At 62.9% G+C, this 25,717-nt stretch carries 19 protein-coding genes and 3 pseudogenes; 11 read left to right on the top strand and 11 right to left on the bottom strand.

What is annotated here, in order from left to right; translation table 11 throughout:
* Window positions 1–154: 154 nt before the first annotated feature.
* The gene (locus tag PDMSB3_RS10990; protein WP_165186140.1) at window positions 155–1,144 is read right to left on the bottom strand and encodes an alpha/beta fold hydrolase; all 990 of its coding nucleotides are present in this window, start codon (window positions 1,142–1,144) and stop codon (window positions 155–157) included.
* Window positions 1,145–1,234: 90 nt separating this feature from the next.
* On the bottom strand, window positions 1,235–2,725 hold the full coding sequence (locus PDMSB3_RS10985) for a flavin-containing monooxygenase (RefSeq protein ID WP_165186138.1): 1,491 nt from the start codon (window positions 2,723–2,725) through the stop codon (window positions 1,235–1,237).
* 143 nt (window positions 2,726–2,868) lie between these two features.
* Here PDMSB3_RS10985 and PDMSB3_RS10980 point away from each other — a divergent pair, with 143 nt between their 5' ends.
* Window positions 2,869–3,561 (top strand): TetR family transcriptional regulator, encoded by a 693-nt coding sequence (locus PDMSB3_RS10980; RefSeq protein ID WP_197740226.1) that lies wholly within the window; start codon window positions 2,869–2,871, stop codon window positions 3,559–3,561.
* 107 nt (window positions 3,562–3,668) lie between these two features.
* Here the strand turns inward: PDMSB3_RS10980 and PDMSB3_RS10975 are convergent, their stop codons facing one another.
* The 3 genes from PDMSB3_RS10975 to PDMSB3_RS10965 form a co-directional block, all read right to left on the bottom strand.
* On the bottom strand, window positions 3,669–4,862 hold the full coding sequence (locus PDMSB3_RS10975) for a tetratricopeptide repeat protein (protein WP_165186135.1): 1,194 nt from the start codon (window positions 4,860–4,862) through the stop codon (window positions 3,669–3,671).
* A gap of 87 nt (window positions 4,863–4,949) precedes the next feature.
* Window positions 4,950–5,630 carry a PspA/IM30 family protein gene (locus tag PDMSB3_RS10970; RefSeq protein ID WP_007181618.1) on the bottom strand — a complete coding sequence of 227 codons (681 nt, stop codon included), beginning with the start codon at window positions 5,628–5,630 and terminating at the stop codon, window positions 4,950–4,952.
* A gap of 392 nt (window positions 5,631–6,022) precedes the next feature.
* Window positions 6,023–6,649, bottom strand: a complete 627-nt coding sequence (locus PDMSB3_RS10965) for a hypothetical protein (RefSeq protein ID WP_165186132.1) — start codon at window positions 6,647–6,649, stop codon at window positions 6,023–6,025.
* A 492-nt stretch (window positions 6,650–7,141) separates the two neighbouring features.
* Between PDMSB3_RS10965 and PDMSB3_RS10960 the strand changes: the two genes are divergently transcribed.
* The 8 genes and pseudogenes from PDMSB3_RS10960 (at window position 7,142) to PDMSB3_RS10930 (ending at window position 15,577) form a co-directional block, all read left to right on the top strand.
* Entirely contained in the window at window positions 7,142–9,643 is a 2,502-nt protein-coding gene (locus PDMSB3_RS10960) for a penicillin-binding protein 1A (protein ID WP_007181620.1), read from the top strand.
* A gap of 426 nt (window positions 9,644–10,069) precedes the next feature.
* Window positions 10,070–10,948 carry a lipid A biosynthesis lauroyl acyltransferase gene (locus tag PDMSB3_RS10955; RefSeq protein WP_007181697.1) on the top strand — a complete coding sequence of 293 codons (879 nt, stop codon included), beginning with the start codon at window positions 10,070–10,072 and terminating at the stop codon, window positions 10,946–10,948.
* A gap of 259 nt (window positions 10,949–11,207) precedes the next feature.
* A pseudogene (locus tag PDMSB3_RS10950) lies at window positions 11,208–12,184 on the top strand (IS3 family transposase); the annotation flags it as partial.
* A 213-nt stretch (window positions 12,185–12,397) separates the two neighbouring features.
* A pseudogene (locus tag PDMSB3_RS10945) lies at window positions 12,398–13,446 on the top strand (IS110 family RNA-guided transposase).
* Between the two features lie 12 nt (window positions 13,447–13,458).
* Window positions 13,459–13,665 (top strand): annotated as a pseudogene (locus PDMSB3_RS10940) (IS3 family transposase); the annotation flags it as partial.
* Window positions 13,666–13,738: 73 nt separating this feature from the next.
* Complete coding sequence (locus tag PDMSB3_RS37845) at window positions 13,739–14,824, top strand: hypothetical protein (protein WP_405044916.1); 1,086 nt, start codon at window positions 13,739–13,741, stop codon at window positions 14,822–14,824.
* 96 nt (window positions 14,825–14,920) lie between these two features.
* Entirely contained in the window at window positions 14,921–15,301 is a 381-nt protein-coding gene (locus PDMSB3_RS37840) for a hypothetical protein (protein ID WP_035518095.1), read from the top strand.
* A complete protein-coding gene (locus tag PDMSB3_RS10930; RefSeq protein WP_007181698.1) occupies window positions 15,302–15,577 on the top strand; it encodes a hypothetical protein in 276 nt (91 codons plus the stop codon).
* An 831-nt stretch (window positions 15,578–16,408) separates the two neighbouring features.
* Here the strand turns inward: PDMSB3_RS10930 and PDMSB3_RS10925 are convergent.
* Genes PDMSB3_RS10925 through PDMSB3_RS10915 form a run of 3 tightly spaced genes read right to left on the bottom strand, consistent with a single transcriptional unit; the run spans window position 16,409 to window position 22,226 of the window.
* Window positions 16,409–17,938 (bottom strand): efflux transporter outer membrane subunit, encoded by a 1,530-nt coding sequence (locus tag PDMSB3_RS10925; protein WP_165186129.1) that lies wholly within the window; start codon window positions 17,936–17,938, stop codon window positions 16,409–16,411.
* 2 nt (window positions 17,939–17,940) lie between these two features.
* On the bottom strand, window positions 17,941–21,078 hold the full coding sequence (locus tag PDMSB3_RS10920; protein WP_165186127.1) for an efflux RND transporter permease subunit: 3,138 nt from the start codon (window positions 21,076–21,078) through the stop codon (window positions 17,941–17,943).
* Entirely contained in the window at window positions 21,075–22,226 is a 1,152-nt protein-coding gene (locus PDMSB3_RS10915) for an efflux RND transporter periplasmic adaptor subunit (RefSeq protein WP_007181702.1), read from the bottom strand. Before PDMSB3_RS10915 ends, PDMSB3_RS10920 begins: the two co-directional genes overlap by 4 nt.
* Window positions 22,227–22,444: 218 nt before the next feature.
* Between PDMSB3_RS10915 and PDMSB3_RS10910 the strand changes: the two genes are divergently transcribed.
* On the top strand, window positions 22,445–23,062 hold the full coding sequence (locus PDMSB3_RS10910) for a TetR/AcrR family transcriptional regulator (RefSeq protein ID WP_007181703.1): 618 nt from the start codon (window positions 22,445–22,447) through the stop codon (window positions 23,060–23,062).
* 9 nt (window positions 23,063–23,071) lie between these two features.
* On the opposite strand, the gene PDMSB3_RS10905 is transcribed toward PDMSB3_RS10910, so the two are convergent.
* Entirely contained in the window at window positions 23,072–23,284 is a 213-nt protein-coding gene (locus PDMSB3_RS10905) for a hypothetical protein (RefSeq protein ID WP_007181704.1), read from the bottom strand.
* 281 nt (window positions 23,285–23,565) lie between these two features.
* On the opposite strand from PDMSB3_RS10905, the gene PDMSB3_RS10900 reads away from it, so the two are divergent.
* Window positions 23,566–24,633 (top strand): LysR family transcriptional regulator, encoded by a 1,068-nt coding sequence (locus tag PDMSB3_RS10900; protein WP_165186124.1) that lies wholly within the window; start codon window positions 23,566–23,568, stop codon window positions 24,631–24,633.
* A gap of 155 nt (window positions 24,634–24,788) precedes the next feature.
* Here the strand turns inward: PDMSB3_RS10900 and PDMSB3_RS10895 are convergent, their stop codons facing one another.
* Together PDMSB3_RS10895 and PDMSB3_RS10890 are read right to left on the bottom strand one after the other, a co-directional pair.
* Window positions 24,789–25,019, bottom strand: coding sequence for a DUF2795 domain-containing protein (locus tag PDMSB3_RS10895; protein ID WP_007181706.1), 231 nt, complete (start codon window positions 25,017–25,019; stop codon window positions 24,789–24,791).
* A 196-nt stretch (window positions 25,020–25,215) separates the two neighbouring features.
* Window positions 25,216–25,470, bottom strand: coding sequence for a hypothetical protein (locus PDMSB3_RS10890; protein WP_007181707.1), 255 nt, complete (start codon window positions 25,468–25,470; stop codon window positions 25,216–25,218).
* Between the last annotated feature and the right edge of the window lie 247 nt (window positions 25,471–25,717).

The following is a 25,717-nucleotide window of genomic DNA, read 5'->3' as shown; positions in this document are numbered from 1 at the left end:
GCAAATTTCTCTGGGGGCTGTTGCGCCTGCTCGGCGGCGGCTGAGCAGCGTCGTGCGACGAAAGGGAAACGCGTGGAGATTTGCGCGCGAGATTCGCGCGCAAATCATCGATTGAATGGAACAGCGGGAAAAACAGCAGGAAAAAACGGTCAGCTCAGGCCGGCGCGCGCGACGCGTCTTCGCCAGCCGCAATATGCGCGCCATGCGTACCGAGAAACGCGCGCAGATCCGTCATTACGCGCTCGGGCGCTTCTTCCATTGGAATGTGGCCTAGCCCGGCATACATGACCGATTTCGCGCCCGGAATGCGGCTGGCGAATTCGGCGGCGTGCGCCGTCGGAATCCAACGATCCTTCGCACCCCATAGCACCAGCGCCGGCACATCGAGTGTTTTCAGCACGCTCGTCTCGACTTGCCTGAAATCGAGCGTGGGCACCATCTTGCCGATCGCGGCGCGTGTGCCTTCGCCGTGAAAGAACTCGACGTAGCGACGCAGCGTCACCGGGTCGATCTTGCGCGGATCGCCATAGACGTTGCGCACCGCGCTTTTGATGATGGCCTCAGGCAGCCACCAGGGCGAACTCACCCGCACCAGCGCACTATTGAACAGACCGATGTAAATCGGCAGCTTTATCGGAAAGCCGGCCGAGTCGATTAGCACGAGCCGCTCAACGGCGTCGCGATGGCGCGCCGCGTAGTCCCACGAAATCAGCCCGCCGAGCGAGTTGCCGATCAAGGTTGCGCGCGAGATGCCGAGCGCCTGCATGAACGTGTCGATGAAACGCCGATAGGTCGGCAGATCCATTGTTTCGATTGCGCCGCTGCTGGAGCGTAGCGGTCCTGTCACGCCGAACGGCGGCAGATCGAGGCGGATCACGCGGTGCTCGCGCTTGAGTTCATCGGCGACACGATTCCACGTATGCAGCGAAGAGGCGAAGCCGTGCATCATCACGATGATGTCGCCGCTGCCTTCGTCGACATAGTGCACGTCGGCGCCCATGATCTTCACGAACCTGGAGCCGCTTTGCGTATAACGCTGCCGCAATTCGTCGCGCGGCACGCTGGTGATGCCGAGGCGCGCGGCGAGCGAACGCGGCGGCAGCGGGATGGTCGAGGCGGGCTTGGTGGAGTCGATGCTTGCCATGAGTGTTGTCTCCCTTTTAGTTCGATTGGCTTCGAATCGGATTGCATCGGCGGCGTCTTTCTCCCAGTTCATTCGCCGCCGCTCATGTCGTCAGGGCGCGAAGCGATAGTCGTGCGGACGCACACGCCGTGTGCGTTTGCGAAAGCTGAAGGTGAACCCGGGCCACAGCGCAGTGACCTTGCCGCTACGGGTCTGGTACCAGCTATGACATCCGCTTACCCACACGGAGCGCTGCATTTCCTTCTGCAAACGCGCATTGAAATCACGCTGCACGTCGGCTCGCAAATTCATGGTGCGTGCTTTGCGGCGGCGCAGTACCCGCAGGCAATCGGCGATGTACTGCACCTGCGACTCGATCATGTAGATCATCGAGTTGTGGCCGAGCCCGGTATTCGGGCCGACGATCATGAAGAAGTTCGGGAAGTTCGCAATGCTGACACCGAGGTAGGCTTCCGGCCCGTCGCGCAGCCACATGGTGCCGAGATCCGCGCCGTCGAGGCCGGTCACGTCGAACGGCGCGCCGACGTCGTTGACCTGAAAGCCTGTGCCGCAAATGATCGCGTCGGCGCGATGATGCGCGCCATCTTCAGTCACGATGCCGTCGGCAACGATCTCGCGAATGCCGCTCGTCACCACGTCTACGTTCGGCTGGCTGAGCGCGGGATAGTAGTCGCTCGAAAGCAGTACGCGTTTGCAGCCGAGCCGGTAGGTCGGCGTGAGCTTGGCGCGCAGTGCAGGATCCTTGACGCGCCGTTCGAGGTAGCTCAGGCCGAACTTCATCGGCATCTTCATCAGTTTCGGATTGACCACGAAGGCGATGGCGCGCGATTCGAGTTGCCAGTAGATCGCGCTGCGCACAAAGCGCTGCGTGAACGGCAGATGCCGGAACAGCCACTGGGCGCGCGCACCGACAGGCTTGTCGGGCTTGGGCATTACCCACGGCGCGGTGCGCTGGAACAGATCGAGTTGCGCGACGCGCGGCTGGATTTGCGGCACGAACTGGATCGCGCTCGCGCCGGTGCCGATCACCGCGACGCGTTTGCCGTCGAGTGGATACGCGTGATCCCAGCGCGCCGAATGAAACAGCCTGCCTTCGAAGCGGTCGAGCCCCGCGATCCGCGGCATGGCCGGGCGCGACAGGGGACCGCTCGCGGCAATCACCACGTCGGCCTCGATGCTTTCGCGCACACCGTTCACATCGAGCTCGACGCGCCAGAGCTGGCGCGCTTCGTCGAAACGCGCCGCGGCCACACGCGCGTTGCAACGCACGTAGCGCTCCACGCCATATTTGCGGGCGCAATGCTTCAGATACGCGAAGATCTCCGCCTGGCCGCCGAACGCGCGCGACCAGGCCGGATTCGGCTCGAACGAAAACGAATAGAGATGCGAGGGCACGTCGCAGGCCGCACCGGGATAGGTGTTGTCGCGCCACGTGCCGCCGATATCGCCGGCCGCCTCGTAGATCGTGAACGACGTGATGCCCATTCGCTGCAAACGGATCGCCATGCCGATGCCGGCAAAGCCGCTTCCGACAATCGCGATGCGTGGCGCAGCAGGTGGAGCAGATGAGGCAGGCGTCACGGCGGTCTCCGGCATAGGCGAATTCAGGTGTCTACATGTGTCTACTGCAGCATAACGCGCAGGGTAGACAACTGTGCACCTGACGTCAAGATCGTTTAGAGTACTGCTATTAAACGCGCGTGGCGCACATCGATTGAAACCACATGACACCCGTCCCCGAAGCGGCAACCGCCGCCGAGCATGGCATTGCCGGCGACCAGGAATTGCCGGCCGGCAAGCGTAAGCTGATCGAGGCCGCGTTGCGCCTGACCGCGGGCGGCCGCAGTTTTACGAGCCTGGGTTTGCGCGAACTGGCTCGCGAGGCCGGGCTCAATCCCAATACCTTCTATCGCCACTTCGACACGCTCGACGATCTGGCGTGCGAAGCCGTCGAGTCGGTGAGCCGCCGTTTGCGGCCGATGCTGCGGCGGGAGCGCTGGCTCGCCGCGCACGACGACGGGCCGCATAGCGTGCCGCGTCGTGCCTGTGTCGCGTTCTTTGCATTCACGCTGGAGAACCGCGAGGCGTTTCTGAGCGCGCTGGCCGAATATCACGGCACATCGCGGGCGTTGCGGGGAGCCGTGCGCGCCAACCTGCACGAGGTGTCGGCGGAAATGGCCGACGACGTGGTTGAACTGGAATTGATGCCGGCGCTCTCGCGCGAAACCGTCGACGAAGTCTGCACGCAGATCGTGCTGCAACTGTTCCATCTATCGGCTGAATATATCGATGCAGACGAAGTGCGTCGCGATGCGCTGATCGCGTATGCGGAGCGTTTCATTGTCAGGCTGTTCGCGGGTGCGGTGTTGCAGGTGCAGCATGAGACGGGCAGGGTGCTTCTATCGATGCGTGCCTGAAGCCTGAAACGAAGCGCCATAAAGAAACAGGCTCCGTGTGACGGAGCTTGTTTCTTTCGCTTGCAGATGCTTGGCTGAATGGGACGGATTTCAGCCGCTGATCAAGATCAGGTATCGTTCCAGCCGCCGGAGTCGTCGTTGCTGCCCATATCGACGCCGCCGCCGCTGTTGTCGCTCCAGTCGTTCGACCCCTGGCCGAAATCGAGGCCGCCGCCATTGCTGCCGTCGTTGCCGCGGCGGCGCGCTTCGTCGTCGACGACCACGTCGCGTTCCACCACACGTTCACGCCCGGAATTCAGCGCTTCGCCGAGCAGCACGCCGGTCAGCAGACCCCCCATGCCGCCGCCGAAGCCACCGCCGCCTTGCTGCACGATAACCTGCGGCTGTTGCTGATACGGTCCTTGCTGCGGATAGGGCGCTTGCGGCGGATTGCCGAAACGTTCGGCTTCCTGTGCATACGGCGATTGTTGCGTGCCGGCGGCCGGTGCGGCATACGGATCGGGCTTGCCGTCCACCCGCGCGCGCAGGCTGCCGAGCCGCTGCTCGAGTTCGTCGAGCTGATAGGGCGGCACCGGGCTCTTGCTGTTCGACAGGCTTTCGACGAGGCCGCGCAACTGGTCTTCGGTCGCTTCGACTTCCTTCTCCAGCGCCTCATGGCCTGGCACGGTGGAGAGCTTCACGTCGAGCTTGAGCGAACGCACGGTGTTGAGCATGTCGGTGGCGCGCTTGAGCTGCACGCGACGATCGTCGTCGGCGCGCGTATCGCCTTGCGTGCGGGCGCGGCGCAAGGTCCAGCGCAGCACGAGCGCGATCACCCCGATCAGGACAAGGATGCCGATCCACATGCCCATGCCCGGACCATGCCGTTGCGGCGCTTGCGACATCATGGCCGACTGCTGCTGCACTGCCGGCGAGGTTTGCTGCACGAACGGGTTGGCCGCGTGGCTGGTGGTGTTGCCACCCGCTGCGCCGGCACGTTCCGCGTCCTTACGGATGCGCGCTTCAGTCTGCGCGAAACGGGTCGGGTCGGTGAACCGGATTTGCGGGTCGAGTGTCTTGGCCTGCTGCACCTGGGCGAGCGCGTCGGCAGAACGGCCTTCGCGGTCGAGCACCTGGGCGTACAGATAATGCGCGTGCGCATTGTTCGGATGCGCCTGCAGCACTTCGCTCAGGCCGGCGTCGGCCTGTTGCCAGTTGCCCTGCGACATGGCCGATTCGATCTGCTGCACGGTAGGCACGGCGAACGCCGCAGCCGACACGAACAGCAGTGAGGCAAACGCGGTTGCAAGAAATTTTTTCATTTACGGACCGGGCGCGATGCGCCCGTCTCCTTCAGTCGATTCCGGCGACTCACACGAAGGCGCCGGTATGTACTGCTGCTGACGCAATTACTGGGTCGGCGTGTTGATCTGCTTCTTCAACGCTTCGAGACGATCTTCGACCGAGGGGCCGCGGTTCAGATCCGCGAGCTTGTCGTCGAGCGCCTTGCCGCTCTTCACGTCGGCCGAATTCAGGCGGGCGTCCGAACGGGCATTCGAGAGCGCAACCTTGTCTTCCAGCTTCTGGAAATCTTCGGACAGGTTCTTGCCGCCGATGCCGCCCAACGCGGTGGCCGCCACATCTTTCGCCTGCGCGATCTGCTGCTTGGCCTGCAGAATGTTCGAGCGTGCGTTCAGGTCGTTGCGGCGCGTGCGCATGTCTTCGATCTGGCTCTTCAACTGCGCCACCGACGGCTCCAGCGTGGTCAGTTCCTTCGCCAGCGCGTCGCGTTCGGCTTCGGCCGTGGCTTGAGCGCCGAGGGCTTCGCGCGCGAGCGCTTCGTCGCCGGATTGCAGCGCGCGTTTGGCGCCGTCTTCGTACTTCTTCGCCTTGTCCGCGGCAACATCGCGCTTGCTTTGCTGCGTGGCCACTTGTGCCTGAATCTCGATCAGCGAGTTCTCGGCTTTGGCGATGCTCTCGTCGAGTTCGCGCACGATCTGGCGCGAGTCGCGCGACGGATCCTGCACGGAATCGGCTGCGTCGTTCAGGAGACCTTTGAGCGTGCGCGAAATGCTGTCAAAAAGCGACATGAAAACCTCCAAAGAATGTAAACGGCGCTGAATGATCCCGCGCGCCTAACTGCATTCAACTGCTACTTTACGCCGCTGCGCGCGAAGCTGCGCAACGTTCGGACCGGAGGTCGGGGCGCACGCACTGATTGCAATAGCGGCGGCGTAAATTGTTCGATTCGGATATCGAGCGGCAGGCAGCTCAAAGGTTAAATCGCGCGGCGCGTCATTCTGACGCTCGCGGATATTACACCACGTGCTCTCTTAAAACCGCCTTAAAGGGAGCGATGACAGATTCGCCGACTTTGCGCGCGTGCAATGCCGAAAGCTCGCACGTTTGCGTGAGGTTTGCGTGAGCGCTCGTGTAACGATATGCAACGCTAACGTGCCGATTCAGGCCGCGCAGCTGTTCGTCAAGCGAAGCGGCCGCCCTTCGTGCTCGGGTCGCCGAGTGGATCGTCGTCCTCGCTCGCGCTGTCGAGGCGTGGGCGTTTGAGCCCGCTGCGCAATTGCGCTTCCGTATCGCTCTGCTGAGGCGTGGATCCTTCCGCGGAAGCCGCTTTGGCCGCCGCCACGCGCGCGACCGCTTCCGCTGTTGCCGCGGCTTCCTCGTCGATTTCGGCTGCGAGGGCGGCAGCGACACCCGCCGGCAGCAACGGCGCGGGCTGGCCTTTCGCGGGCGCGCGCGGCCACCCGGCCGCAGCCGGCGTGGACGCAGCCGCATCCGCAGCGCTATCCATGACCCCGCCCGTTGCGCCGTCGCCGTGCGTTTGCGACGCCGGCGGCAGCGCGGCGCGCGCGTGCCGTGTGCCGCGTGCGACCCGTTGCAGCGCGGCGTCGAGCGCGTCCGGCGCGCGCGGCGCGCGCAAGCGGTCGACGATGCTCGCCGCTTTCACCTGTTCGCTGGTCGCGCCGAAGCTCAGCACCGCGCGCCGCATCAGTTCGCTGACGCTAATGCCCAGATTCTCGGCGGTGGCGGTGATCGCGCGTTTCTGCGCGGTCGTGACGAATACAACGATGCGTTCGCTGGGCTTATTCATGGTCGGCTCGCATACTTGTTGGCATGGGCGGTTCAAAGCGGGCATTTGGCGGACGCCGCGGCGCGCGCAGGTGTTGGCGCGCGCCGAGTCCATCATAAGACGAGTTGCGCCGATGCGGAACGGGCGCGACATGAAAATCCCGTGACATCAACGGCTTGTAGCGGTTGCCGGTGGCTTGTCCACAGGCCTTTCAACATTTTCTGTGAATAACTCCCGTCGGGCGCGAAAGCGCTCATTTGGCCGCCCGGAACTACAGACTCCTTTCGCGCGAAGGGAATTCTTACAAAAAAACTGACTTGGACCGCGCTCGATTTCTTTTAAAATGCGCTGTTACGTTGCGCCGGACATGGTCCCGGGCGTGCCGTGCGGCCGGCCGGGGGCAGAGGGCCGTGCGGTGGTTCGCGCCTCAGGCTACGATGCTCGATCACGATCCATGTGCGCGCCAGGAGCGCGTGCAGAAAGGCGTTCGGTTATGCGCCCACTATTCCAGTCATGCCAATCATCAAACGACCGCATTCATCCAATTCTCCGTCTGGTGAAGACCGGGATTCCTACCAACGCACGCCAGGACGCAATGCAGCTTCGCGCGACGCCGGGGCCGGCCGCCGTTCCATCGGCGCGACCATTGCCATCTGGTTCGCCGGCCTGATCGCGACCGTCGCGGTGGTGGGCGCGCTGATCATCGGCTATGCGCTGGTGGTGATGGGGCCGCAACTGCCGTCGCTTGACGCGCTGACCGACTATCGCCCGAAGGTGCCGCTGCGTGTCTATACCGCGGACCATGTGCTGATCGGCGAATTCGGCGAAGAGCGGCGCAGTCTCGTGCGCTTCCAGGACATTCCCGATCAGATGAAGAAAGCGGTGCTCGCGATCGAAGACTATCGCTTCTACGAGCACGGCGGCGTCGACTTCATCGGTATTCTGCGGGCGGGTGTTTCCGACCTCTCGCACGGCGGCGCCTCGCAGGGCGCGAGCACGATCACCATGCAGGTGGCGCGCAACTTCTTCCTGTCGAGTGAGAAGACCTACACGCGCAAGATCTACGAAATGCTGCTCGCGTACAAGATCGAGCGCGCGCTCACCAAGGATCAGATTCTTGAGCTGTACATGAACCAGATTTATCTGGGTGAGCGCGCCTACGGTTTCGCCGCGGCCGCGCGCGTGTACTTCGGCAAGGATCTGAAGGACATCACGCTGGCGGAATCGGCGATGCTGGCGGGCTTGCCGAAGGCGCCCTCCGCGTATAACCCGGTGGTCAATCCGAAGCGAGCGAAGATCCGTCAGGAGTACATTCTGCGGCGCATGCTCGAACTCAGATACATCAGCCAGGAGCAATACGACCAGGCGGTGAAGGAAGAGATCCACACCAAGAATCCGGGCAACGAATACAGCGTGCATGCCGAGTACATTGCCGAAATGGTCCGGCAGATGATGTATGCGCAGTACAAGGACGAAACCTATACGCGCGGCCTGAACGTCACCACCACGATCGACTCCGCCGACCAGGACGCCGCCTATCGCGCCGTGCGCAAGGGCGTGATGGACTACGAGCGGCGGCATGGGTATCGCGGGCCGGAGGGTTTCGTGCAACTGCCCGCGCCGGGCGACGACCGCGATCAGACGATCGACGACGCGCTCACCGATCACCCCGACAACGGCGAGATCATCGCCGCCGTGGTGACGGACGCAAGTCCGAAGCAGGTCAAGGCGCAACTGGTGGACGGCACGCAGGTGGCGATCAGCGGCGACGGTCTGCGCTTCGTGGCGGGCGCGCTGAGCGCGCGCGCAGCGACGGCCACGGAGATCAGGCCAGGCTCGATCGTGCGTCTGGTTGCCGACGACAAGGGCAACTGGCAGATCACGCAACTGCCGCAGGTGGAAGGCGCGCTGGTATCGCTCACGCCGCAGGACGGCGCGATTCGCGCACTGGTGGGCGGTTTCGACTTCAACAAGAACAAGTTCAACCACGTCACGCAGGCGTGGCGCCAGCCGGGTTCGAGCTTCAAACCGTTTATCTACTCGGCAGCGCTCGACAAGGGTCTCGGACCGGCCACGATCATCAACGACGCGCCGCTGTATTTCCCGTCGAGCACGCCGGGTGGCGACGCGTGGGAGCCGAAGGACGACGACCAGCCGGACGGTCCGATGCCGATGCGTCTCGCGTTGCAGAAGTCGAAGAACCTGGTGTCGATCCGTATTCTGTCGTTCATCGGCACCAAATACGCGCAGGACTTCGTCACGCAGCGTTTCGGCTTCGATGCCGACAAGACTCCGCCCTATCTGCCGATGGCACTGGGCGCGGGCCTCGTCACGCCGCTGCAGTCGGCGGGCGCGTATTCGGTGTTCGCGAACGGCGGCTTCCGGATCAATCCGTATCTGATCAACGAGGTGACGGACGCGCGCGGCGAGCCGCTCTCCAAAGCGCAGCCGCTCACGGCCGGACGCGATGCACCGCGCACGCTCGAACCGCGCAACGCGTACATCATGAACAGCCTGCTGCATTCGGTGGCGACCGCCGGCACGGGCGCGGGCACCAATGCGCTGCATCGTTCGGACCTGCAGGGCAAGACGGGTACCACCAACGACGCGAAGGACGGCTGGTTTGCCGGTTATCAGCAGTCGCTCGTGGCGGTGGCGTGGATGGGTTATGACCAGCCGAAGAGCCTCGGCAGCCGCGAATTCGGCGCGCAGCTGGCATTGCCGATCTGGGTGGAATACATGCAGCGTGCGTTGCGCGGGGTGCCGCAAAGCGAACCGGCGCAGCCGGACGGCGTGACAGCCGTCGACGGTGAGCTGTTCTATACGGACATGACGCCGGGCAACGGCTTCGTGGCCAGCATCGGTCTGGATTCGGCGAATCCCACCGCGGGCGCGAGCGATGCGGTCGGCGGCGTAGGACCCGCTGGCATGACGCCGCCGGCGGTGCCGCCGCCGAGCGTCTCGTCGAACGAGAAGAAGCAGATCATGGATCTGTTCGAGTCGAACAAGCCCTGACGTCCCGCAAGGGGACGTGCTTCAGGGTGCAGCAGGCGCGTGCGGGCCGCATGAAACTGGCGGGCGCCGCGCATGCCAGTTTCTGAAACAATTTCTGAAACAGCAGGAATCGCCGCCTGGCGCGGCTTTCACGGCGCTTGTCGGGTGGCCCACCCGGCGGATTGTGTGCGCGGCATGCGCGGTGTGTTTTAATCACGTCGGCGGTGCATTTATCAAGGGTCCTAAAGGACGCCTGATGGACGCCTGATCCCTGAACGGGTTCGGCCTCCGGCACCACTGCGTTTCGCCGCAAGCGGGACGTCCATTCTCGAATTCCGCGCCGCGCGAGACCCGGTATGACGCGCGCGCCTGTCACTTCGTCCGCTGGCAAGGCTGAGATTGCAGCGGCCGGCGTGTTTGCCATCCAGCATCCACCGGGCTCCGCCTTTGAAAAATCGAATCCTGATCTGTCTGACGACAGGTCTGCTGCGCGCGTTTGCCTTTTTGCCGTACAGCGTGGTCGCACGAATCGGGACGGGCATCGGCGCCTTGCTGTACCGCATTCCGAGCACGCGCCGACGTGTCGTGCATACCAATCTGAAGCTGTGCTTCCCGGAAATGAGCGACGAGGCGCGCGAGCGTCTGGCGCGGGCGCACTTTTGTCACGTCATCCGCAGTTATGTCGAGCGCGGGCCGCAGTGGTTCGGCAATGCGCGCGCGCTCGCGCGCCTGGTCGAGGTGGAGAGCGCGATCGATCTCTCAGATATGACGGGGAAGCCGACGATTTTCGTCGGCTTCCATTTCGTCGGCATCGAGGCGGGCTGCATGATGTATTCGACGCGGCATCCGGTCGCCTCGCTCTATACGCCGATGTCGAACCTCCTGTTCGACGCGATGGCGAAGCGCCAGCGCGGCCGCTTCGGCACGGAGATGATTCCGCGCAGCGACAGCGTGCGGCGGGCGTTGCGCACGCTGCGCGAAGGCAAGCCCGTGATGCTGGCGGCCGATATGGATTTCGGCTTGCGCGATTCGGTGTTTGTGCCGTTCTTCGGCGTGCCGGCCTGCACGCTGACCTCCGTCTCGCGGATGGCGCGTGCGGCGAATGCGCGGGTGGTGCCGTTCGTGACGGAAGTGCTGCCGAACTATCGCGGCTACAAGCTGAATATCTTCGAAGCGCTGAGCGATTTTCCGTCCGACGACGTCGCGGTCGACGCGCGGCGCCTCACCGCGTTTCTCGAGACGCAGGTTAGTCGGATTCCTGATCAATATTATTGGGTGCACAAGCGCTTCAAGAATCGGCCGGCGGGCGAGGCGAGTGTTTATTGATGCGAGCCGGTGTCGGCCTGCGGCAATGAGTGGGGCGCTGCGCCGGTCCTGGTTTGAGCAGAGGGCGTCGTTAAACGCGTCGGTGGAAGAATCTGGTGCGCGGCCAAGGACTTAGCGAGTATCTCCGGATGTTATCAACAGGTCTGTCAACACAAACTGTGGATAAAGTGTCCTGCGATGCACAAGGTCTCCGATTGAGCTTGCCCCCGAAAAACGAATCCCTTGCTGAGCGGTAAACTCACGCAAGGAGAAAACATTGATGACAAGCAAGGCAAAGCGAGCGCAGTACACGCTCGAGTTCAAGCTGGAAGCTGTGCGGCTGGTCAAAGCCGGGCAAAGCATGGCGGCGGTGGCGGCGACACTGGGTGTGGTTGATCAGACGCTGTACAACTGGGTAAAGGCCGACCGGGAAGGCAAGCTGGCAGGAGCTGGCGCAAAGCCGGTGAGTCCGGAACAGATGGAGCTGGCACGGCTGCGTGCAGAAGTGGCTCGCCTGAAGATGGAGCGAGATATTCTAAAAAAGTGCGCGGCGTACTTCGCGAAGGAATCGATGTGAAGTACGCGTTCATCGAGCGTAATCGACGCTACTGGCCGGTCTCACTGCTATGCGAAGTGCTGGATGTCAGCCCGAGCGGATATCATCAGCACCGGCAACGTACTGCGCAGGACAAGCCGCACAGAACCCGCGTGAGTGACGACGCACTGCTGGCAAACATCAAGGCGATTCACGCGCAGGTCAAAGGCGAATACGGCTGGCCGCGCATGTGGAAGGAACTGCTCGCACTTGGCGTGCGCGTGGGCAAGGAGCGGGTTCGCAAGCTGATGGCTCAGCATGGCATTCGGGCTCGCCACAAGCGCAAGTACATCGCGACAACGAACTCGAACCACGATTTGCCGGTTGCGCCGAATCTGCTGGAGCGCAATTTCACCGCCACCGCACCGAACCAGGTCTGGACGAGTGATATTACTTATTTGGCGACAGCCGAAGGCTGGGTCTACCTCGCGGTCATCATCGACCTGTTCAGCCGGCAGGTGGTGGGCTGGTCGATGCAGCCGCACATGAAAGCGGAACTGGTCACGGACGCGCTGCGCATGGCATGGTTCCGACGCCGTCCACAAGCCGGCGTAATCGTGCATAGCGACAGGGGCAGCCAGTATTGCAGCGGCCTGTTTCAGGACACGCTGAAGGCCTACGGCATGCGTTCATCGATGAGCCGACGTGGCGATTGTTGGGACACTCAGTTCAGAATACGCCTCGAACGTCGGACCGATCTGACCCGTGTTGGGATTGGCCGAGCTGCCCTGGCGTTGACCTGTCGATCGGGTTCCGGCGTTCCCCGAGCGTTGCCGGGCTCACCGTCTGTGACCTGATAGGAGCTTTGTACTGCACCATGAGTGTCCTGTCCTGCGAGTGGGGTTGGCGATGCGCCCACTACAACGGATACACGCATGGAACAAAACGAAGTGATTCTGGGGGTTGACACGCATCTGGATACGCATGTCGGGGCTGTGATCAGCGACACAGGCAAGCTTCTCGGAACGCTGTCGGTTACGACCGACACGGCAGGATATCTCGACCTGTTGACATGGGCGAACTCGTTCGGCCAGCTACGCCGCGCCGGCGTTGAAGGTACCGGCACCTACGGAGCGGGTTTGGCCCGCGTGCTGCGCGATCATGAGATCGAGGTGCTTGAAGTGAATCGTCCCGATCGCGCCATGCGCCGATCCAGAGGGAAGTCAGATCCCACTGATGCCGAAAACGCTGCGCGTGCGGTCCTCGCCGGAAGGGCTACGGCTATTCCAAAGGAGCAGTCCGGTGCCGCCGAGGCGATGCGCGCCGTCTCCGTTGCCAGGCGCAGTGCAGTCAAGGCAAAGACGCAAGCTATCAACCAGTTACGGGCTTTGCTCGTCAGCGCGCCGCAGGAAATCCGTGATCGTCTTCTGAAAGCGAAGGTTGCAGAATGCGTTGAGGGTTGCGCCCGTCTTCGCTCGTTGGGCAAAACGCCAATGTTGCAAACGCTCACCACTACGCTGCGGTTGCTGGCAAAGCGTTGGCTGACGCTGGCAGAAGAGCTCAAAGCACTCGATACCATGCTTGACAGCCTCACCAGCGAGCATGCCAAGCGAGTTCGCGAGAGATTCGGCGTTGGCCCGCAGACCGCTGCGGTACTGGTTGCTGTCGCAGGTGACAATCCCGAACGTCTGAAAAGCGAAGCTGCGCTGGCGGCACTTTGCGGCACAAGTCCGTTGCAGGCGTCGTCCGGCAAGACGGTCCGGCATCGTTTGAACAGGGGCGGAGATCGGTCTGCAAATAACGCCCTATGGACCATTGCCATGGTTCGGATGCGCAGTGATCCGCGTACCCGTGCGTATGTGGATCGTCGGACAAAGGAAGGCATGTCGAACAAGGAAATCCATCGCTGCCTGAAGCGCTATATCGTCCGTGAACTGTACCGCTCATCTTGGCCGATCTGGCCGATTCGACGGCCGCTGCTTGACATAGGAGCGTCAACGCGCCGACGGAAAGTCTGTGGGGTTCGCTGAAGGTAGCACGCATGCATGGACGACACTTCGCCACGAGGCGTGCCGCAATGGATGAGGTGATTAACTGGCTGGGCTTTTACAACGCACGCGGGTTACACTCGACACTCGACTACGTCAGCCCCATGACGTTTGAGAAGAACTGGCTGGCGGCCCAACAAGGCGAGGCCGCATAACTCCCTCGGTTATGGGGTTCGTCAAACAGGGGCAAGGTCACTTGGTCTGACCTACGACGGTAGCGGCCGCATCTTGAGCGTCGTGCCTCCTTCGGGCAATGCCACGCATTATGCGTACGATGCGAAAGGTAATCTGGCTTCGGTAACCGCGCCAATTGGATACGTTCGTCAGTATCTGTACGAAGATGTCCGCTTTCCAAACGCATTGACTGGCATCAAGGACGAATCGGGCTCGAGGATCGCAACATGGACCTACGATTCCAGTGGACGTGCGATCTCGATCACGCATCCTGACACGACGCGTAATGTTTCACTGAGGTATGGCTCGGGCACGACCACGGTCGGCAACCTGGCTGGCAACAGCACATATTCCTTTAGTGTTGGCGACACGTCGCGCCCTGGCTCTATTGTCACACCTGGTGGCACGGTGTCACGCACTTGGGATACCGCAGGGAACTTGAAGCAAAGAGCTACGCCGGACGGGAATACACAGTACACGTGGGACGGCGCCAACCGGCCAACGAAAGCAGTTGCAACGGTCGCAGGCAGCAAGACGGTAACAACCGTGGAGTACAGCGACAACAGTTCACTGCGCCCGCATCTGGTCGCGATGCCTGGCAAGATCAGGGCGTTCGTCTATGACACACAAGGTAACGTCACCGGCTACGCAGAGTGGCAGACAACCGACCCGACGGGCGAACAGGGAATGCAGGCGGTTGCGGCGGGCGATCAGATGACGGTCGGGGCGCGCTACGATCAGGCGGGCCGTCTCGTGTCTGCCACTGTCGTCCGGAATGGTGTGAAGACTGAGGACTGGACCTACACCTATGATGCGCGTGGCAACATCGCGACGACGCGGGACGCCGTATCCGGTTGGGCAATGCGAACCCTCGGTCGCGATGCAGAGAACCGCGCGACACAGATAGTGGGTAATAGCGGTCAGGCAAGCATTGGATGCGACGAGCGTGGTCGCGTAAAGTCCTTTCAGTATAACGAACCGGCAAGTTCGTTGAATGGCGGACTTGCTCGTGTACTGGCAGTCGATTACCAGTACGCCGCGAATGGCTTGGTCTCGTCACATTTGGCTAAGGGCTCAACTAACGGCGCATGGTGGCAGCCGATCAGCGACGCTGAGTTAGGAATGTGGCTCACCAACTAGGAGCTGGGCAATGAGCCGGTCGCGCCGCCTGCTAATCTCACTGGACTCCAGACAGATACCCGGCCCTTCGTGCCAAGCATGTGCGTTGAGTGCTACATGCCGTGGAAAGCCGAGCCGGTGGGGAAACTTTTTGGTAGTGAGCTGAGCGCAATAGTTCCGGCATGGGGCGAGACAACGGAGGTGATGCTGAGTGATCAGGCGCAAGTCCCTTATCCTGTCCTCGTACCCGATGTGACCAGCTCAGCGAAAAGATCGACGCTCTACAGCGCGCTCTTTGGGGCTGGTGGTGGTGATGGCGGAATGGTTAAATGTGGCAGCAGTGGGGATAACGAGTGGCGTGAAACATACTGCCATGCCAAATATGAGGTGGAGCTGCAGCGGTGCGATAACTTCGCCTACGTTATGGGCGGCGAAAGAGGGAAAGCGCTTTGCAAGCAGAATGCGTGGAACGATTATCAAGAGTGCCGGGGGTATTAAATGACTGAATTTCTGCCGTGTTCAATAGTGGTGACGTACGACGAGAATCGCCAACAGTTGATCTTGCAGTGCGTCATGCCTGAAAGGCTGTCTTCAGCTTTGAAGGGGGCAAGTGAAATACCCGTTTTACTGGACGAGTTCAACTTCAGGATTGATGACGAATTCGTGCGCAGGTTCGGCGGCGGGATCGTCAAACTTTTGTCAATGGGCCAACCTGATCTCAAGCAGTACATGACGTTCACGGAAAACCCGTTAGACAAGCTTTCAGAAGATTGATAGCGCTTCGAAGGGACATCGGTGGCGTCACCTCGGCGTCACCGGCTGTTGTGTGACGTAATAGCGAAGTGGTCGGACTGACTTGTGGCTCGGAATGCAGCTCGACTACGATTTCTGGCAGGCACGCAAGCATGTGCTGAAGGCAGTTAGAAGCGCCCCCGCAGCAGCGGCAGCGTGAACCTGGCAGAAATCATGGGAGTGTGATTTATGGCGTTGAGTTGCCGGCCAGGCATCAGCGCCCGTTCCTTATCGCGGATGGGCTTTGCCGGTACCTGAAAGAGCATCGGGGCGAGGAACCTGTGGAGAGGGTTCTTCATCCTGAGCGCAAGCGCAAGTTATGCAATGAACTGCGTATGCGGCATAAGGGCGTCGTACGACGGGTGCTGGTTCAATAACATACCAGTGCTTGAAGACGCGTGCTGCTGTGCGCCCTTGCTGCTCACGAAAGACGGGCAGCGCTGGGAGCTGTAGCCCTATCATCGCGCGTCGTGGGGAAGGTTCCTAACGTTCCCCATCGTGTGTGCAGCGCAGCGTGCATAACCAACCCGTCAGCTTTCGGCTTCAATAAGTGGCTTCTCTAAAAGGCACCGGTATCGCCGTTGGCTTGAATGGTTTGCAAAACACATGTCTTCTTTGTCGGCCCTATCCCATTGAGGGGAAACGTCGGGGAACGATGTTTGGCGGTCTGAGGGGGATGCTCGATGTTCCCTCACATCGCCCGCAAAGGCTTATGGCATGAGGTTCAACGCCGTGGGGAGAGACTTATCCACGGACTTGTGCAAAAAAAGTGGGGATAACTTCCTGACCATCCGTATGGAATCCTAGGTTTAGCTACTCGGCAATCCCCGCGCTCCGCGCGCTCGCCGCCGAAGCCGAAGCCGAAGCCGAAGCCGAAGCCCCACCCACCCCCGTCTCAATCGGCGGATTCCCCATGGCCTGGAACAACGCCGCGGTGTCCGTCAGCCGCGCGCTCGTATAGCGGATCTCGTCGAGCTGCGCGTTGCGAAACTGCTGCTCGCTCGAGCGGGTCGACGCAACAGGCAGCGCGCCCAGCCGGTAGCGTCCGGAGGTTTCATCGAAGACGCCTTGCGCCGAGCGCGCCGCAATATTCGCGGCGTCCAGCGCCTGCGAGTCGTGTTCGAGCGCGGCCAACGTGTCGGCGACGTTCTGGAACGCGGCCAGCACCGTTTGTTTGTACTGCGAGACCGTGGCGTCGTAGGTATCGACCGCCGCACGCCGTTGCGCGAACAGGGCGCCGCCATGAAACAGCGGCTGCGACAGCGACGCTCCGATGCTCCAGATCGCGCCCGCGCCCGAGAGCGCGACCGGCCAGCTAAACCCGCCTTGTCCCATCGACGCGCTCAACGACAGACTCGGGAACATCTGCGCCGTGGCGACCCCGACGTCGGCCGCCGCGGCCTTCAGCGCGGCGTCGGCGGCCTGAATGTCGGGCCGGGAACGCAGCAGCTCCGAAGGCACCACCACCGGTACCTGCTCAGGCACATGCAATTGCGCAAGCTCGAGATCGTCCGGCGCCGCATCAGGTGTTCTGCCGAGCAGCACCGCCAACGCGTGGCGCGTGCTCAGCCATTGTTGCTTCAAACCCGGCAAGCTCGCCGACAGACTCGCCGCGCTCTGTTGCGCGCTCAACTGATCGGCATGCGAGACCGCGCCCAGCACGTACCGCCGCTGCGTGTCGCGCGCCTGATCGTTGGCGATGGTCACGAGCCGTTCGGTCGTCTCGATCTGAGCATGCAGCGCGGCGCTGGTGATCGCGGCCGTCACGACATTGGCGGCCAGCGCGCGGCGCGCGGCGTCGAACTGATAGGCCTGAACGTCGACGCGCGCGGCGAGCGCGGCATCGGCGAGACGCGCGGCGCCGAACAGGTCGAAGGTGTAATGCGCCTGCAATTGACCGACGAAGACGTTGTACAGAAACGTGTTGGGTCCGATCTCGGGGATCGCCAGCGCGCGATTGCGGGTCGCCTGGCCGCCGGCGTCGATGGTCGGCAGCATCGAGCTGCCGATCTGCGCGCGCAACTGCTCGCGCGCGGCGGCGAGGCTTTTGTCGGTCGCGGCGAGCGTCGGACTGTTGCGCAGGCCTTCGTCGACCAAAGCGTTCAGCGTGTCCGATTGATAAAGCTTCCACCATTCGGGCACCGGCTTTGCGCCGACCACGAACTGCTGCGTGACGCCTTGCGCGGGCACGGTTTGCGTCGGTTGCGCTTCGGCGCCGTAGTGCGCGGGTTGCGGCATGGCGGGCGGCTCGCCGCCCGGCCCGAACGAGCAGGCGGCAAGCGCGCATGCCATGCCGGTGAGCGCGGCGATGCGCGAGTGTCGGAAGAGTGTGGAAGTGGTCATGCTCAATTCCCCGTATGCGTCGTGCCGGACGCGGACGGCGTCTGCGGCTCGCGTTCATCGACACGCACGCGGAACGACGTGGCGTACAACGCGGGCAGATAGAACAGCGTGAGAATCGTGGCGCTCGTGATGCCGCCCATCAGCGCGGTCGCCATCGGCCCGAAGAAGTTCGAGCGCAACAGCGGAATCAGCGCGAGCACGGCGGCGGCCGCGGTCAGCGTGATCGGACGGAAACGCCGCACGGTCGCGCCGACGATCGCATCGAACCGCTTATGCCCGGAGGCGATGTCCTGCTCGATCTGATCGACCAGAATCACCGAGTTGCGCATGATGATGCCGAACATCGCGATCACGCCGAGCATGGCGACAAAGCCGAACGGCTGGCCGAACAGCAGCAGCGTGAGCACCACGCCGATCAGCCCGAGCGGCGCGGTCAGCACGACCATCAGCACGCGCGCGAAGCTTTGCAGCTGAATCATCAGCAGCGTCAGCACGGCAATGATCATGATCGGCATCTGCGCATTGATCGACGTCTGGCCTTTGCCGCTTTCCTCGACCGAGCCGCCAATTTCGATCCGGTAGCCGACCGGCAGAGTAGCGCGAATCTGACTCAGCGCCTTGTCCACCGCATGCGTGACGTCGATGCCTTGCGCGCCCGGCGCGACGTCGGACTGCACGGTGATGGTCGGCTGACGGTCGCGTTCCCAGATCACGCCGTATTCGAGGTCGTTGCGCAAATGGCCGAGCGTGCCCAGCGGCACGGGACCGTTCGGCGTTGGCATGGCCAGCGTGACGAGCTGCGCGGGATCCACGCGTTCCGCTTTGGGCGCGCGCAGATCGACGCTGATCAGCTTGTCGCGTTCGCGGTACTGCGTGACGGTGTAGCCGGAGAGCGTCATCGCGAGGAAGCTCGAAATGTCTTCGGAGCTCACGCCGAGTTCGCGCGCTTTTTTCTGATCGACTTCGAAGCGCACCGAGCGCTCGGCGGGTTCGTCCCAATCGAACTGGACGTTGCGCGTGCCGTGGTCCGCGCGCAGGGTCGCGGCGACGCGCTCGGCGATCGAGCGCACGGTGGCGATGTCGTCGCCGCTTACGCGGAACTGCACGGGATAGCCGACGGGCGGTCCGTTCTCGAGGCGCGACAGGCGCGTGCGGATCGCCGGAAAGTGGTCGCGCAATTGCGGTTCGAGCCACTGCGCGAGCTTTTCGCGATCCTTTACCGACTTCGCCGTGATCACGAACTGCGCGAAATTGGGTTGCGGCAATTGCTGATCGAGAGGCAAATAGAAACGCGGCGCGCCGGTGCCGACGAAGTCGACCGTATGATCGATTTCCGGACGGCCCACTAGTGTTTTTTCGAGCCGCGTGGCCTCACGCAATGTGGCTTCGAATGAGGCGCCTTCGGGCAGGCGCACATCCACCAGCAACTCGGGGCGGTCCGAGCTCGGGAAGAACTGCTGCGGCACCAGCGTGAAACCCGCCATGGCCAGCACGAAGAGTACGACTGTGATCGCCAGCACGACGAAGCGCCGCTCGATGCACCAGCCGATCCAGCCGCGCAGGCGCCGGTAGAAACGCGTGTCGTAGATGTCGTGCTCGTGATCGTCGGGCAGATGTGTCTCGTGCGCCTCGCGTTTGCGCTCGGGCAGCAGGTGATAGCCGAGCAGCGGAATCAGCACCACGGCGGCGAGCCACGAGGCGATCAGCGCGATCGCCGACACTTCGAAAATGGAGCGCGTGTATTCGCCGGTGCTCGACTTGGCCAACGCGATCGGCAGAAAACCGGAGACGGTGACGAGCGTGCCGGTCAGCATCGGAAACGCGGTGCTGGTGTACGCGAAGGCCGCCGCGCGGGTGCGGTTCCAGCCTTGTTCCAGCTTCACCGACATCATCTCTACCGCGATGATCGCGTCGTCGACGAGCAGCCCCAACGCGAGCACCAGCGTGCCGAGCGACACCTTGTGCAAGCCGATGTCGAACAGATACATGCACAGCGCCGTGACGGCGAGCACCACCGGGATCGAAATCACGACCACCATGCCGGTGCGCACGCCGAGCGAAACGAGGCTCACCACCAGCACGATCGCCACCGCTTCGGCGACGGCTTCGAGAAAGTCGTCGACCGAATGCGCGACGGCGGTCGGCATGCTCGACACCTCGACGAGTTGCAGGCCGACGGGCAGTGCGCGGCGCAACTGAGCCATTTGCTGATCGAGCGCCTTGCCGAGACGGATCACGTCGCCGCCCGGCTGCATGGTCACGCCGATACCGAGCACCGCCTTGCCGCCCGAGCGCATTTGCGTGGCGACCGGGTCGTCGTAGCCGCGTTTGATCGTGGCGATGTCGCCGAGACGGAACGAGCGGTTGTTGATGCGGATCAGCGTGTCGGCGAGCGCGTTGACGTCCTTGAACTGGCCGGTGGGGCGCACGAACACGCGGTCGTCGGTGGTGGTCAGCGTGCCCGCCTGCGAGACGCTGTTCTGCGAATTGATCGCCTGGCCGAGTTGCTGCGGCGAGATGCCGAGACGCGTGAGTTGCGTATTCGCGATCTCGATGTAGATGTGCTGATCCGGATCGCCGAAATAATCGACCTTGCCGACGCCCGGCACGCGCAGCAGCACGGTGCGCAACTGGTCCGCGTAGTCGTGCAGTTGCGCGGCGGAGAAGCCGTCGCCTTCGAGTGTGTAGATGTTGGTGTAGACGTCGCCGAATTCGTCGTTGAAGAACGGGCCCTGAATGCCTTGTGGCAACGTCGCCGCGATGTCCCCGACTTTCTTGCGCACCTGATACCAGGTTTCGGGCACGTCCTTGACCGGCGCCGAGTCTTTCATCGAGAAGAACATCAGCGACTCGCCGGGGCGCGAGTAGCTGCGCACGAAATCGATGGCGGGCGTTTCCTGCAATTTGCGGCCGATGCGGTCCGTCACCTGTTCCTGCACCTGGCGCGCGGTGGCGCCTGGCCAGAAGGTGCGGATCACCATCACGCGGAACGTGAAGGGCGGGTCTTCGGATTGCGCGAGCCGCGTGTAGGCGAGGATGCCGAAGGCGGTCGCGAGCGCGATCAGGAAAACGACCAGCGCCTGGTGGCGCAACGCCCATGCGGACAGGTTGAAGCGTCCCTCTTCATGCGTGGTGCTCATGAAGCGAAGTCCTCGGGATGCAGCGGCGCAATCGCACGGACTTTTTCGCCGGCGGTCACCGTATGCACGCCTTGCAGCACGACGCGTTCGCCGTCCTTGAGGCCCTGGCCGATCACGATGGTGCGTTCGTTATAGCGCGTGACCGTCACACGGCGCAGTTCCAGCGCGTTGTCCGCGGCGCGCACGATCCACACGGCGGGCTGCGTGCCGTCGTGGAACAGCGCCGTGGCGGGCACGGTGAACAAACCATGCTGACCGGCCGAAGCGCTGGCTTGCGTGGCGAGTTCGATATCCGCGGTCATGCCGAGGCGCACGTCCGGGCCGGGATTGTCGAGCGTGAGTTTGGCGCGATAGGTGCGGCTTTGCGGGTCGGCAGCGGGCGAGAGTTCGCGCACGCGCGCGGCGAACTTGCGCCCCGGCAGCGCGGCGAGCGTGACGCTGGCGGTTTGCCCGACCGAGAGCGCGGCGAGCGCGTTCTCCGGCACGTCGCACACCACGTCGATGTCGCCGCTCCAGGCGAGGTTGTAGACGGCCTGGCCCGCGGAGACGTTCTGGCCGGTGTCGGCCTGTTCGGCGGTGATGACGCCGGCGTGATCGGCGGCGAGCGTAGTGTATTGCAACTGGTCTTTCGACAACGCTGCCTGCTGCGCGGCCTGATCGCGCTGCGCAACCGCGGACGCGTACGCGTTCGTGGTCTGTTCGAGTTGCGCGGGAGCAATCAGGTTTTCTTTGGCCTGCGCCTGATCGCGATCGAGCTGCTGCTTCGCATACACTAAGGCGTGCTGGGCGGCGGCGAGTTGCGCTTGCGCGCTCGCGGCGTTCTTCTGCGCGTCCGCCGGATCGAGCCGGGCGACGATCTGCCCGTTCTTCACCACATCGCCGAGCCGCACCCGCCGCTCAATGATCTTGCCGCCGACGCGAAACGACAGCGGCGTCGAATAGCGAGCCTGAACTTCGCCGGGCAGCGAGGCCGCCTGCGTCGCGCTGCCGTCCGCATGCACGGCGACTGCGACTACCGGGCGCGGTTCGGGCGCCGCCGCTTCCTTCTTCGAACACGCGGCGAGCGTGACGACGCCGGCGAGAACCAGCACGAATGCAGCCCAGCGTGCGCGCGCGGGATGACAATACCGATGAAACTGCGGACGCATCGCGGGCGATGCGGGGAGACCGGGACGCTTCACATTTACCCCAACTGGAGACAGCGAACGAACACGGCAAGCCGCAGCGGCCCGCCAGCGAAGACACGACGGCCAATCATGCAATTGGCATACGCATCTGACTTCGAATGACGATTTGCATTCTAATACACACCTGTATTTGAATGTTGGGGTGAATTCGAATTCTTTTCAGTGCTAGACTTGCGCCCATGAAACGGCAACGACTGACACGCGAGCAGAGCAAAGACCAGACGCGGGAGCGTCTGCTCGATGCTGCGCAAGCCATTTTTATGAAGAAAGGTTTTGTCGCGGCGAGTGTCGAAGACATCGCGGCGGCAGCGGGTTATACGCGCGGAGCGTTCTACTCGAACTTCCGTAGCAAGAGCGAACTGTTTCTCGAACTACTGCGGCGCGACCACGAGGTCATGCAGGCGGGATTGCAGGCGATCTTCGCGAACGCGGCATCGCGTGAAGAAATGGAAGAGCGGGTGCTGCGCTATTACAGCAACCTGCATCGCGAGAACAAGTGTTTCCTGCTGTGGGTGGAGGCGAAGCTGCTCGCGGTGCGCGACGGCCGTTTCCGGATGCGCTTTAACGCGTTCATGCACGAGAAGCTCGAGCAGTTGAGCGCGTACATTCGCGAGTTTTCGGCGCGCGTGGGCACGCCGATGCCGATGCCGCCAGAGACGCTGGCGATCGGCTTGATGGGGTTGTGCGACGGCGTGCAGTTTTTCTACACGGTCGACCCGCAGAACGTGCCGGCGGAGATGGCTGAAAAGGTGCTGGCGGGATTTTTCGCGCGCGTGGTGTTCGGACGCGAAGCGTAAAGCGCTGGATCAGTCGGCCGGCAATTGCGTGCAGGCGTCGGCCACCGGCGTGGCGCAAGCGAACGAATACTGCCCGCTGTAGCGCAGGACTTCTTCGCCCACGTGCAGGATCACCTTGATGTCCGGGCAACGTTCGTACGCGATGAAAGCCGAGCAGGCCGCAGCGGACCAGCACACCAGCGAGAACGCGATTTTTTCGAAAAGCTGAAAACGATGTGTCATAGCGATTGATTTCCTTTCGGGCGCTATGATACCAGCATCATAGGGTTTATACCTAGTCAAAATCCGCAATAAACCTCTCGGGAACCTCGCAATAAACCTTCCCAAACTGTGCGCGAGCGCCTCGGCAATCTGTCCGGATTGTCATGTCCAGGTCAGGGTTGGGACATGATCGGGTCGATACAATCGGAAGCGTTGGGCAAACCCGCGCGCGCCTTGTCGCCCGGGTCGACATAGGCGCGAGGGCTGCGCCGGCCCGGCTTTACCGCGGCAGGAGTCGTCCCATGAACCAATTGCAGTCGATGCGCGTATTCGTCAAAGTGGCCGACCTCGGTAGTTTCGTCGGCGCGGCGGGCGCGCTGGATCTTTCCACCGCGGTCGTCACGCGCCACGTCGCCGATCTGGAAGCGCGCCTCGGCACGCGTCTGCTCAATCGCACCACGCGCCGCCTGTCGCTGACCGAATCCGGCACCACCTATCTAGAGCGCGTGCGCCACATTCTCGACGACCTGGAAGGCGTGGAGCAGATGGTGGTGGCGCGCAATCACGAGCCGGTCGGCACCTTGCGGATCGTCGCGCCCGTGGTGTTCGGGCTGCATAGTCTCGCGCCGGTGGTGCAGTCTTATGCCGCGCGGTATCCGGATGTCGTGCCCGACGTCACGCTCGCGGATCGGCATGTCGATCTGGTGGAAGAGGGCTTCGATGTCGGCATTCTCGTTGCACGGCACATGCGCGGCGCGAGCATCGTCACGCGGCGGCTGACCACGGGCTATATGACGGTTTGCGCGACGCCCGCTTATCTGGCACAGCACGGCACGCCGACTCGGCCCGAGCATCTGCTGGCGCATCCGTGCCTGAGCCGGCCGGCCGAGCAGGGTGGCGAGGAGCGCGTCTTCACCGGCCCGGACGGCGAAGTGCGTGTGCGTCCTACGAACGCGATCGTGGCGAACAACGCGGAGATGCTCAGGCAATTCGCGCTGCTGGGCATGGGCGTGGCGATTCTGCCGAGCTATCTGATCGGTCGCGATCTGGCGTCCGGGCGGCTCGTGCCGCTGCTGTCCAACTACCGTTTGCCGCAGATCGAAATCACCATTGCCTATCCGAGCCGCCTGCATCTGCCGGCAAAAGTGCGGACTTTCATCGACCATCTGGTCGAGCATTTCCAGCAGCCGGGTCAGCAACCGCGCGATCCGCGCACGATGACGCCTGTGCGTGCCGTGGCGGATAAGGTGGATAGGGTGGAGATGGCGGCGGGTGCGAAAGGCCTCCCGACACCGGCGCTGTCCGCGGACACGGCGCGCCCTGCGCATAAGGCCGCGCGCGCGCGGATCGCGGCTTCGTCACCGTTCTAGTTCTGGCACGCGGCGCGCGAGGAAAATCGCGTGGAGGGGTCTGCTGGCTGCGACGCGCCGCAAAAGCGCGAGTGTCACGATGCAAGCACAAGCACACACGAACGAACCGGCGACAAGACCGGCGCTCTTCCTCTTCCACGCAGCCCCTTAGCCGCTCAACCGCTCAACCCCGGACTGTAGTTTCCGCTGACCAGACGCGTCACCGAGCTCACATCGGCGTAATCCTGTTCCGGCAAACCGTCGAGCATCGACAGCACCTCGTTGCTCGCACCGGCTTCGCGCGCGGCGTCGACGAGCGCATCTTTATTGGTTGGAAACTGGACTTCGCCCAGAAGATCGGCGATCTGCAGATCAATTGATTCGCCGGGAATGGCCGATGCGGTCATGCAAACGCTCCTGTTGATACGGTTGGACGTGACGGTTGCCGTTGCTGGCCAAGGGGGCGAGGCTGCAGCGGCTCACGCGATACTACCGAAAGCAGAATGCCATCCGGCAGCGTAGATCCGCTCTCGCCCCCGCCGCGGCTTCATTCCGCAGAAACTTTCGCACCTACCACCCTGGCACGCACGTCTGCACGCGGCGTCAGGTCTGCAAATGCTCGTTCTGCCCCATGAAGCTTCGATCCAGATGTCGCGACTTGGGCAACGCGATATGTTGCCACTGTTGCGGACGATTGTCGTCCGTGGCGGCGACATCCGGCGCCGCCGGGGCGACGGGTGCGGCGTTGGCGCGTTCGGCGAGGCTACTTGCGCTCGTGCTGTCCGGCGCGGTGCGAACCGGCGCGGCAAAACACGAGGCTGACAGCGTCACCATGATCAACAGCGTCGAGGTTTTCATCACCCGACCTCCTAAACTCATGCGGCGCTGACAGTAGAGCAAGCGCTGTGCCGTCCCCGCGTCGAAAGGACGGCAGATGCTACACGCGGCGTTGCGCGCGGCGTACGCGCGTCTTTTCATCTTAGATGGCAAATTTTGCAGCGCACGCATGTTTGCGACAAAACCGTATTGTCGATTTCAGATGATGGCAGAAACGAGCCAACAACGCAGCAGCGCCGTCGCGAACGGTCGTGCGGCGCTCATGTTG

The organism is Paraburkholderia dioscoreae (assembly GCF_902459535.1).
GTDB classification, from domain to species: domain Bacteria; phylum Pseudomonadota; class Gammaproteobacteria; order Burkholderiales; family Burkholderiaceae; genus Paraburkholderia; species Paraburkholderia dioscoreae.
Note: the sequence above shows the minus strand (reverse complement) of the source record. Positions and strands in the feature narration are given on the sequence as shown.